Below are 11,000 nucleotides of genomic sequence, written 5' to 3'. Positions count from 1 at the left end.
TAATTTTAGTAAATAACTAAGGGTATGAAAGAAGATAATATTGGAAAAGGTTAAATTATTAAACCCTGAAGCCGTGAAAACGTCTAAGAGAGAAAAGACGTTTTTACGGCTTTATGATAGAGTATGAAATTTTAGAAGATAGAAGATATAACATAGAATTTTAAAAGAAAGGAAAAGATAAAAATGAAAAAGATTTTAGCATTGGCTTTCGTTGCAATGATGAGCATCGGAGCCATGGCGCAGACTGCGCAACAGGTACTTGATAAGACCGCTGCCGTTATTGGCAACAAAGGTGGAGCTAGCGCCAACTTCAAGATGAGCAGTTCTAAGTATGGATCAGCAAGCGGCAGTATTGCCATCAAAGGCAACAAGTTTAACGCCCATACCCCGCAAGCCATCGTCTGGTTCAACGGCAAGACCCAGTGGACTTATCTAAAGAAAACCAACGAGGTGAATGTCAGCAACCCTACACAGGCTCAGCAGATGTCCATGAACCCTTATACCTTTATTAATATATATAAGACTGGTTATAAGTCAACGCTCAAGACAGCAGGCAGTAACTATGTAGTACATCTCGTTGCCAATAACCAGAAACGTTCTGTAGCCGAAATGTATATCACCATCAACAAAAAGACACATATTCCATCAGTTGTCAAGATGCGACAGGGCAATACCTGGAGTACCATCACGGTAAGTAACTTCAGAGCCAAGAGCGTTTCTAACAGCACATTCAATTTCAACAGCAAGGAATGTCCAGGAGCTGAAGTCATCGACCTGAGATAATCGCCTGAAATATCGTATAAAGTTTATTTTCAAATAAGATTCCCCGCCACAACACTCCGGTAGCGTGACGGGGAATTACTTTTTCCAAAAGGGTTTTAGTATCAATAATTTCCAAAAGCGAATCATAGGCTCTACCTTTTTGCACAACAAATCTTAAAACAACTATGCAATTGTAAAACTTTCAAAAATACTTTGGGATTTTTGCAAAAATATTTGGCGGATACAAAAGAATTGCTTATCTTTGCAACAACAAATTATAAAAACAAGTAATTATGAAGCAGACAGAAGCCTATCAAAGACTCGTGGAGAAAGGTATCCGACCATCACTCCAGCGTATTGCCATCATGGATTGGCTTATCAATCATCCCACTCATCCAACTATCGAGGATGTGTACAAAGGATTAGCTGAAAGTATCCCAACATTGAGCAAGACAACCGTTTACAATACACTCAGAATGTTGAGTGAGCACAATGCGGCTCAGATGATCACAATCGATGAACATCGCGTATGTTATGATGGAAATATTAAAAGCCACGTTCACTTCTATTGCAGAAATTGCGGCAAGGTAATTGACTTTTTCGGCGAACCTGCTCCAACAGTGGAACCAGGAAAGGAAATTGAAGGAAACATCGTATTGGAAGAACAGCTCTACTACAGAGGAATCTGTACAGAATGCGCTAAAAAAGGCGTAAAGTCACCTCTCACAGAGACTGTTCACTAATTCAAAAGACAATAATTATACAACAACATTTAAAACAAAAGCATTATGAAGAAAAAGTTTATTTGCACCGTTTGCGGTTACATTTACGAAGGTACAGAAGCACCTGAGAAGTGCCCTATCTGTAAGGCTCCAGCCAGCAAGTTCAAAGAGATGGAAGATGCAGTAGATGACGATATGACATTTGCTACCGTTCACGTTCTCGGTCAGGCATTTAAGGATAGCGTTAATGAAGACGTTATCAAGGGTTTGAAGGACCATTTCAATGGTGAGTGTGGCGAGGTAGGTATGTATCTTGCTATGGCACGCCAGGCAGATCGTGAGGGCTATCCTGAAATTGCAGAGGCTTACAAACGTTATGCCTATGAGGAGGCTGATCACGCTTCTCGTTTTGCAGAACTTCTCGGTGAGGTTTTGGGTGATACCAAGAGCAATCTCGAGGCTCGTATTGCAGCAGAGAAGGGTGCTTGTGAGGATAAGTTCCGCATTGCCAAGCTTGCTAAGGAGCAGGGTTCAGATGCTATCCACGATACCGTTCATGAGATGGCTAAGGATGAAGCCCGCCACTGTGCAGGTTTTGCAGGTCTCTACAAGAGATACTTCAAGTAATAGATTTTAAAAGACGTAACTTTAAAAATTATAATACTATTTAGTATTGTAAGTCAAGAAAACAGGAAAGCCGATTCTTGTATAGTAATATACTTGAATCGGCTTTCTTTATGTGGTGATAAATATTGTTACTTTGTTTCAGGAACCAGGAACTTGTCTCCTGTTTGCTTAATAAGTTCTTTGGCATATTTCTCAGGATACCCAGGACGAACTGGGGTTGCACCTAATCCATAAGGAGTCTTCTCGAAACTGCCATCTTTTTTGGTTGGCTTGATAATCATGTCATTATACTTCACTACCATAAACTGGAAGAGCTGTTGCCAACGCGCCAACATCTGCTGTGCCTTCTCAATACCATAATCATTGAGATACTTGACAGCAGCCTGTGGATTCTGTGCATACAGTTCCTGAGCCTTAGCCTCAACACCTGGCTGTGCAGCAAAATAGCTGTTATCCAGACTGTCACGAACCTCCTTTAAAGTTGGGAACATCTGGCTGTAACGAGGATAAACCATATTGCTGGTCATATTGCACACCCAGTAAGCATTCTTGAAACTGAAATTCACTGCATCTGCTCCCGGTGTGTTATAACACTCAGGACGAACTGTAGAAGAACAGTAGATTGGTGTGAACGCTACCATATTGGCATCATCATTACCAAACCAAAGAACACCGCCAATCTCTCTAGGCATCCATGAACGCATCTGGCTAACAAAAACAAAACCACTCTGCTGGGTGCTGACCGGTCGTTCGTTGAAGCACTGCTTTCCATCCACCTTAAACATCAATGGAGTTGGCCTGTAAGGCATCTGCCAGATACCACCTCCGATATCAGTGCCATCAGCAACAGAAAGAGGTGTACCCTCATAATGGTCACGCATGCAAGCCTCAACATCAGCAACACTCACCTTCTTGTTTGGAACCACCCAGAGAGGCATATCCTTCGCATTAGGATCCTTACCCAAAGCCCAATCAAGATAAGGACTCATATCATAAAAATGATTCAAAAGAGCCCAAGCACGAGCATCGCAGAAACGACGTCCTGAGAAATCAGGCTTAGCATATGCCATTTTCCATGAGAAATCAGCATCCTTGCCCTGATACCATCCCTTACTACGAGCAAAAGAAACGACATCCTTGGCATACATCACGTTTTTCTTGTCCTTCATATTGAACTTGCCGATGCGACTCTGGTTAGCATGTGCACAAACTGCATTATCAGGAATACGGAGAGCTACCCAAACCACGCCCTTAGAGCCTGGTCCCTTGCCCATCATCTCCATAATCCAAGCTTCGTTCGGATCACAGATGGTAAAGGTCTCGCCTTCTGAATTATAGCCGTAAGTATTGGCGATGGTTGTCATCACTTTGATAGCCTCACGGGCAGTCTTACTACGCTGCAGGGCAACATAAATGAGTGAACCATAGTCCATGATACCTGTAGAATCAGCCATCTCCTCACGTCCACCATAAGTAGTTTCACCGATGGTGACCTGCCATTCATTGATATTGCCAATCACATTATAAGTCTCGGCAGCCTCCGGAATCTCACCATGATATTTATTGGTATCCCAATCGTAAATCTTACGCATCTCGCCCTTAGCATGCTTACCGGCAGGAAAATGACAGAGATTTTGGAACATACCATAGTCATCGGCACTATATGAACACATCACAGATCCATCAACCGATGCTTTTTTTCCTACTATAAAGTTGGTACATGCCTCAGCCTCAGAGACACTGCCCAACATAGCCACAGCCATCAAGGCAGAAGCAAAAATCTTATTCATAAAATATACCTTAATTTATATATACAAAGTTTATATATACAAAAAGAGAAGAGCATTTGAATTCTTCACTCTTCCCTCTTCATTCTTCACTTATTCGCAAGCCTTGAAACTCATATCCAAGCCCTTCACACTATGTGTCAAGGCACCAACTGAGATGAAATCAACTCCCTGCTCTGCATAATCGCGGATGGTATCGTAAGTGATACCGCCAGAAGACTCAGTCTCATACTTACCTGCGATGATGTCTACAGCCTTCTTAGTATCAGGCACAGAGAAGTTATCGAGCATGATACGATTTACACCACCATGCTTCAATACCTGGTCAAGTTCATCGAAACTGCGAACCTCGATTTCAATCTTTAGGTCGAGGCCCTTCTCCTGCAGATAAGCATGGCAACGGTCGATAGCGTTATCGATACCACCAGCAAAATCGATATGGTTATCTTTCAAGAGAATCATATCAAAAAGACCGATGCGATGGTTCATACCACCACCAATCTTCACAGCCTGCTTCTCCAACATACGGAGACCTGGAGTAGTCTTACGGGTGTCAAGGATATGAGTCTTTGTACCCTCAAGACGCTTTACATATTTAGCAGTCATGGTAGCAATGCCACTCATACGCTGCATGATATTGAGCATCAAACGCTCTGTCTGGAGCAAAGAACGGGTCTTACCCTCTACAATCATTGCAATGTCACCTTTCTTAACATGGGTTCCATCCTGAAGCAACACTTCTACCTTCATGGTAGGATCGAAACGGGCAAATACCTTCTTTGCCATTTCAACACCTGCCAACACGCCATCTTCCTTGATAAGCAAGTGGCTCTTACCCATGGCGTCTTCTGGGATACAACACAAAGTTGTGTGGTCGCCATCACCGATATCCTCAGCAAATGCCAAGTCTATCAACTTGTCTTCTAATTGATCTACGCTTAACATATTATTAATGTTTATGTTTAATGTTTATTGATTACTTTTCCGTTCCACAGGGCACGGAGGATGCCTTCCTCATCGCGTTCCACCCGGATTTCGCCGCCTAACCATTCGGTCATCGGCAACTCCTCGCGAAACTCGAAGTAGTTCACCACCCTGCCCTCTTGTATTTCTACCACAGCCTGCTGCAATATCGAGCCATCCGGCAATATCACCTGATGGGCTCCGCATCTCCTCATTTCAGCCATATCTTAAACATCCAGACTAATTACTCGTCATCTGAATAGGTTTATCAGGCATAGAAACCGGTGCACTGGTCGGAGGCGCCAAAGCTCCATCCGGACGTGCTGGAACACTCGGACCTGGTATACGGGTCTTACGAGCAGTATCTACTTTTGCCGAATCAGAAGATGCTGCAGAAGAAGAAACCGGTGCCACCCTTTTAGGATGCATACGGATGAGACGAATCTTATTGACAAACATCAGTTTAAGAGTCGTCAAAGAACCGGCATCAGAACTGAAGCCACCCTCATTCAACATAAAGTACCCCTTTATACATTTGATTCCAAGGCTATCATTATCAGCGAGTTCTACACTATAGTGCTGAGCACTCTGAATATGAATTACAGTCTGTGCCACACTATCGTTCTTAAACTGAACAGCCAGCAAAGCGATACCATCACGCATACCATCCTGGAAGATAAACTGCGATTCGAAATCAAGACGGAACCGGTCACCCTTATGGAAAGCAGTATCAGCTTCAATTTTAAAACTGCGACTGTTGAAGCCCTCATCAGGCGAGAATACCATCGAAGTAGCATCCTTCCAGATATTGGCAGTATCGCCAACAGCAGTAAGATTGTCAAAATCACTATTTCCTGTACTGTTTCCACCCAATGCAACCACCTCTTTATCCAATCTTTCAGCCAAATCCTTATACACATCATGCAGCAATTCTGTATGGCGCATATAATAAACCATCGAACTGTCGAAGTCTGCCGAGGTGACATCATGTTTCTTCAGTACAGCCTCGCGATAAGCCAGACTATTCTTCTCACTACCACCGTCTTCGTTCTGCGCCATAGCAAGAGCGATGTGATAATCGAAGAGAATATCCGTCATCTTTCCTTTAGAGAGCACATCTCTTGGCAGCGAAGGCTTGCAAGAAGCGAAGGCTGCACAAAAGGTTACTATCCAACAGAGATAAAGAAAAGCTTTCTTCATGATTACTTGTCCTCCTTATTTTCTTGAGATTGAGACTTTATCTTTTCTTCAGCAGTTTCAATAAAAGAAGAATCTTTAACCTTCTTCTCCTTATCACCACCTCCGAGAGCTTCCAGTTCTTTTCTACAGAAAAGCAAGAGAGAAATGATACCGACTGATACACAGGAATCTGCAAAATTGAATACAGGATCGAAGAATGTACCATGCTGTCCACCCCAGAAAGGGAACCATCCAGGCCATGTATATGTGAAGAACGGAAAGCGGAACATATCAACCACCTTGCCCATGAGCACGGGTGCATACCCCTCGCCGAAAGGCACAAGATAAGATACATAATAAGGTGAAGCACCGGTAAAGATAAGTCCGTAGAAGATGGAATCAATCATATTGCCGATTGCACCCGTCAGAACCAGCGCCACCAAAATGATGTATAACAAGCGATAGGTACCACGCTTAATGATGCGATGCAGATAAATGCTCAACGCACAGATGGCTACCAGGCGCAACAGACTTAGCCAGAACTTGCCGATAAACGACATACCCCAAGCCATTCCGTTGTTCTCTACAAATTCGATATAAAACCAATCAGTAACACGAACAGACTCGCCAAGGCAAAAATGGGTCTTGATGTACACCTTGATAATCTGATCGATAACAAGAAGCACAACCACCATTGCCGTGACGAGCCATCCGTATTTAATTTTACTTGTTTTCTCCATTTATTACTTTTTTCTAGCCTCCTTAGAAGCTACACTCAAAGTGGCATGAGGTACAGCACGCAAACGCTCCTTAGGAATCAACTCGCCTGTTTCGCGGTCAATTCCATAGGTCTTGTTCTGGATACGCACCAAAGCTGCTTCCAATCCCTTGATGAACTTCTGCTGACGCTGAGCCATCTGGATGATTTCTTCCTTGCTTTGTGCTTCACTACCCTCTTCAAGAGCCTTGTAGGTTGGTGATGTATCTACCACATCATTACTGTCTGAGTGGTTCAGCTGAGCCATGCAATCATGATAAGTCTGCTTTGCCACCTTCAATTTCTCATCAATGATAGCGCGGAACTCCTCGAGCTCCTGATCGCTATAACGTAGTTTTTCGTTAGCCATAGATGTTATCTATTATGTTATTTGTTAATGTTTTTAGGAAATAAGGGCTAGAAAGTTAGAAGCAAGCAGTTTGGAAATGCTCCTAACTTCTAACTCCTAACTCCTAACTATTTAATTCTTCTCTACGAGAATGTTCAACTTAAAGTCATCAAACTCGGTCTCAACACCTGAGTTGTCGCCGATTTCGATGCTGTCTGCCAATACCTGACCCTTGATGTAGTCAGCGAATGCCTTGATGGCTGCGTCAGTCTCCTCATTAGGAGCCACAGTTACGTTGATGCGGTCGGTAATCTCCAGACCTGTCTCCTTGCGGAGGTTCTGGATACGGTTGATCAACTCACGAGCCATACCCTCCTTCTTCAATTCTGGGGTCAACTCTACCTCAAGCGCTACGGTCAGATTGCCCTCGTTAGATACGAGCCATCCTGGGATATCCTCTGAGATAATCTCCACGTCGGCTACCTCTACTACGGCTTCCTGTCCGTCGATATTCAATGTGATGTTGCCTGCCTTCTCAAAGGCTGCAATCTGGTCCTGATCGAGCGCTGAAATCTGGGCAGCAACACCCTTCATCAGCTTGCCGAACTTCTTACCCATCACTCTAAAGTTACACTTCACCTTCTTTACGAGAATACCCTGACCCTCAATGAAGTTAACCTCCTTCACGTTCACCTCGTTCTTCAACAGTCCTGCTACTGCCTCGATGTGTGCCTTCTGTACATCATCTACTGCAGGAATCATAATCTGCTGGAGTGGCTGACGCACCTTGATGTTCACCTTGCGGCGCAAAGCCAATACCATAGAAGTAATCTTCTGGGCGATGGCCATACGCTCCTCCAGGTCGGCATCGATAGCAGCCTCATCAGCTACAGGGAACTTATCGAGATGTACGCTCTCCAACTCGCCGCCCAAGTCGTGATACAACTCGTCTGCATAGAATGGAGCGAATGGTGCCAGCAGCTTAGCCACTGTCATCAGGCAGGTATAGAGAGTCTGATAAGCACTCAGCTTATCCTCGCTCATCTCCTTACCCCAGAAACGTTTACGGTTCAGACGAACGTACCAGTTAGAGAGGTCATCGTTGACGAAAGCATCGATGAGACGGCCTGCGCGGGTTGGATCATAGCCAGCCAACTCTCTGTCAACGCCCTTGATGAGGGTATTGAGTGAAGAGAGAATCCAGCGGTCTATCTCTGGGCGCTTCTCGAATGGCACCTGAGCAGCCTCAGCATCGAAACCATCTACATTAGCATAGAGGGCGAAGAAGCTGTAGGTATTATATAAGGTACCGAAGAACTTACGACGGGTCTCGTCCACACCATTAGGGTCGAACTTGAGGTTGTCCCAAGGCTCGCTGTTGGTCATCATATAGAAACGAACAGGATCGGCACCATACTTGTCAATCATCTCGAATGGGTTAGTCACGTTACCCACGTGCTTACTCATCTTGTTACCCTTGGCATCTAGAACGAGACCAGAAGAGATTACGTTCTTGAAGGCTACGCTATCGAATACCATGGTAGCGATGGCGTGCAGGGTGAAGAACCATCCACGGGTCTGATCCACGCCCTCGTTGATGAAGTCGGCTGGATAGAACTTAGGAGGAATAGCATATCCCTCGTAGGTGCTGTGGATGAGTGCATCGCGGTCTGCCTCTGTGCCACGGGCCATCTCACCCTCGAATGGGTAGTGGAGCTGGGCGTAAGGCATTGAACCTGAATCGAACCAAACGTCGATGAGGTCGCTCTCACGATACATTGGCTTGCCCTCCTCGTTAACCAATACAATCTTGTCAACGTATGGACGGTGGAGGTCAATCTTATCATAGTTCTCCTGACTGTAGTCGCCAGGAACGAAACCATTCTCCTTCAATGGGTTGCTCTGCATGATACCGGCAGCCACAGACTTCTCGATTTCAGCATAGAGTTCCTCAAGGCTGCCGATGCACTTCTCGCCACGGTTCTCATCACGCCAGATTGGCAATGGAGTACCCCAGAAGCGGGAACGTGAAAGGTTCCAGTCGTTCAGGTTCTCGAGCCAGTTGCCGAAACGGCCTGTACCGGTGCTCTCAGGCTGCCAGTTGATGGTCTTGTTGAGTTCTACCATGCGCTCCTTGCGGGCTGTATCCTTGATAAACCAGCTATCCAATGGATAATATAGGATAGGCTTGTCGGTACGCCAACAGTGAGGATAGTTGTGCACGTGCTTCTCGCTCTTGAAAGCCTTGCCCTCCTGCTTCAACTCGTAGCAGAGTACGATGTTCAGGTCTTCAGCCTTATCAGAAGCCTTCTTGTTCCAGACGCCATCCACATTAAACTGTGGGTCGTAGGCATTCTTCACGTAGTCGCCTGCGTGATGAGCATATGCCTCCTTGTTGACGCAAGCGTTCACGAAGTTGGCATCGAGGTCTTCGATGAGATAGAACTTACCCTGGAGGTCAACCATTGGGCGGGTCTCGCCCTTCTTATTAATAAGGTAGAGAGCTGGGATGTTGGCATCCTTAGCCACCTTGGCATCATCGGCACCGAATGTAGGAGCGATGTGAACGATACCTGTACCGTCATCGGTAGTAACGTAGTCGCCGAGGATTACGCGGAAAGCCTCACTCTCCATCTCGACGAACTGATCGCGACCATCCTCAGAAGCGAACACCTTCTCAGGATGAGCAGCAGCATATTCTGTAACGAAAGCTGGAGCAAAAGCATCAACCTTCTCGCATGGCTTCACCCATGGCAGGAGCTGCTCGTAGTGCAAGCCTTCGAGTTCTGTACCCTTCATGTGGTCGATAATGCGCCATGGGCACTGCTTCTTCTCCTTGTCGAATGGCAGGAGATCACCCTCCTTGCACTCCTGGTCGGCCTTGAGATATGAATCTACCAGAGCCTCAGCCATCACGAGTGTCATAGGCTCGCCATTGTAGAGGTTGTAGGTCTCGATGGCTACATAGTCAATCTTAGGACCCACACAGAGAGCCACGTTTGATGGCAAAGTCCAAGGTGTAGTGGTCCATGCGATGAAGTAAGGCTTGCCCCACTTGGTCCACTCAGCCTTAGGATCCTTGATGAGGAACTGGGCTGTGGTGGTAAGGTCCTTTACATCGCGATAGCATCCAGGCTGGTTCAACTCGTGAGAGCTCAAACCTGTACCTGCACCTGGAGAGTATGGCTGGATGGTGTAACCCTTGTAGAGCAGGCCCTTGTTGTAGAGCTGCTTGAGGAGCCACCAGAGTGTCTCGATAAACTTGTTATCGTAGGTGATATAAGGATGATCGAGATCTACGAAGTAACCCATCTTCTCGGTCAACTCGCGCCACTCAGCGGTGAACTTCATCACGTTCTCGCGGCACTTGTGGTTGTAGTCTTCTGTAGAGATATACTTCTCAGAAGCCTTGTTGTCGATATCCTTCTTGGTGATGCCGAGTTCCTTCTCGACACCGAGTTCAACAGGGAGTCCGTGGGTATCCCATCCCGCCTTGCGGTGAACCTGGAAGCCCTTCATGGTCTTGTATCTGTTGAATGTATCCTTGATACTACGTGCCAACACGTGGTGAATACCCGGGTGGCCATTAGCTGATGGAGGTCCCTCGAAGAAGATAAACTGAGGGCAGCCTTCACGCTCGTCGATAGACTTGTGGAAGATATCATTTTTCTCCCACGCTGCTAGTACGTCATTGTTTGTCTGAGTCAAATTCAGACCGTTGTGCTCGGCAAATTTCTTAGCCATATTATCTTATATTTTTATATTGTTTTTACTTTTGGGCGCAAAGTTACAAAAAAAAAAGGTTTTACCCAAAATCTTTAATATATTTTCTACTTATATATACAAAAAAGACT

10 protein-coding genes are annotated in these 11,000 nt (G+C 45.4%); 3 read left to right on the top strand and 7 right to left on the bottom strand.

Translation table 11 applies throughout. The annotated features are described in order from the left end of the window. Positions 1–183: 183 nt before the first annotated feature. The 3 genes from ONT08_RS16235 (at position 184) to ONT08_RS16225 (ending at position 2,111) form a co-directional block, all read left to right on the top strand. Complete coding sequence (locus ONT08_RS16235; RefSeq protein WP_117586624.1) at positions 184–783, top strand: LolA-like putative outer membrane lipoprotein chaperone; 600 nt, start codon at positions 184–186, stop codon at positions 781–783. Between the two features lie 272 nt (positions 784–1,055). Continuing rightward, positions 1,056–1,505, top strand: a complete 450-nt coding sequence (locus ONT08_RS16230; RefSeq protein WP_117586626.1) for a Fur family transcriptional regulator — start codon at positions 1,056–1,058, stop codon at positions 1,503–1,505. Between the two features lie 45 nt (positions 1,506–1,550). After that, a complete protein-coding gene (locus tag ONT08_RS16225; protein WP_117586627.1) occupies positions 1,551–2,111 on the top strand; it encodes an NADH peroxidase in 561 nt (186 codons plus the stop codon). Positions 2,112–2,239: 128 nt separating this feature from the next. Here the strand turns inward: ONT08_RS16225 and ONT08_RS16220 are convergent, their stop codons facing one another. The 7 genes from ONT08_RS16220 to ileS form a co-directional block, all read right to left on the bottom strand. Further along, positions 2,240–3,874 (bottom strand): dipeptidase, encoded by a 1,635-nt coding sequence (locus tag ONT08_RS16220; RefSeq protein ID WP_420493317.1) that lies wholly within the window; start codon positions 3,872–3,874, stop codon positions 2,240–2,242. Between the two features lie 117 nt (positions 3,875–3,991). After that, positions 3,992–4,843: a carboxylating nicotinate-nucleotide diphosphorylase gene (nadC, locus tag ONT08_RS16215; protein WP_119235917.1), complete on the bottom strand. Its 852-nt coding sequence runs from the start codon at positions 4,841–4,843 to the stop codon at positions 3,992–3,994. 17 nt (positions 4,844–4,860) lie between these two features. Then, complete coding sequence (locus ONT08_RS16210; RefSeq protein ID WP_117586629.1) at positions 4,861–5,085, bottom strand: hypothetical protein; 225 nt, start codon at positions 5,083–5,085, stop codon at positions 4,861–4,863. Positions 5,086–5,101: 16 nt separating this feature from the next. Beyond that, positions 5,102–6,061, bottom strand: a complete 960-nt coding sequence (locus ONT08_RS16205) for a DUF4296 domain-containing protein (RefSeq protein ID WP_254974721.1) — start codon at positions 6,059–6,061, stop codon at positions 5,102–5,104. A gap of 2 nt (positions 6,062–6,063) precedes the next feature. Beyond that, on the bottom strand, positions 6,064–6,780 hold the full coding sequence (locus tag ONT08_RS16200) for a lipoprotein signal peptidase (RefSeq protein WP_117586632.1): 717 nt from the start codon (positions 6,778–6,780) through the stop codon (positions 6,064–6,066). A 3-nt stretch (positions 6,781–6,783) separates the two neighbouring features. After that, complete coding sequence (locus ONT08_RS16195; protein WP_022120972.1) at positions 6,784–7,167, bottom strand: TraR/DksA family transcriptional regulator; 384 nt, start codon at positions 7,165–7,167, stop codon at positions 6,784–6,786. Positions 7,168–7,278: 111 nt separating this feature from the next. After that, entirely contained in the window at positions 7,279–10,890 is a 3,612-nt protein-coding gene (gene ileS, locus ONT08_RS16190; RefSeq protein WP_264960447.1) for an isoleucine--tRNA ligase, read from the bottom strand. Between the last annotated feature and the right edge of the window lie 110 nt (positions 10,891–11,000).

This window comes from Segatella copri, assembly GCF_026015465.1.
Classification (GTDB): Bacteria; Bacteroidota; Bacteroidia; order Bacteroidales; family Bacteroidaceae; genus Prevotella; species Prevotella copri_E.
This window is presented reverse-complemented; position numbering and strand designations above follow the sequence as displayed.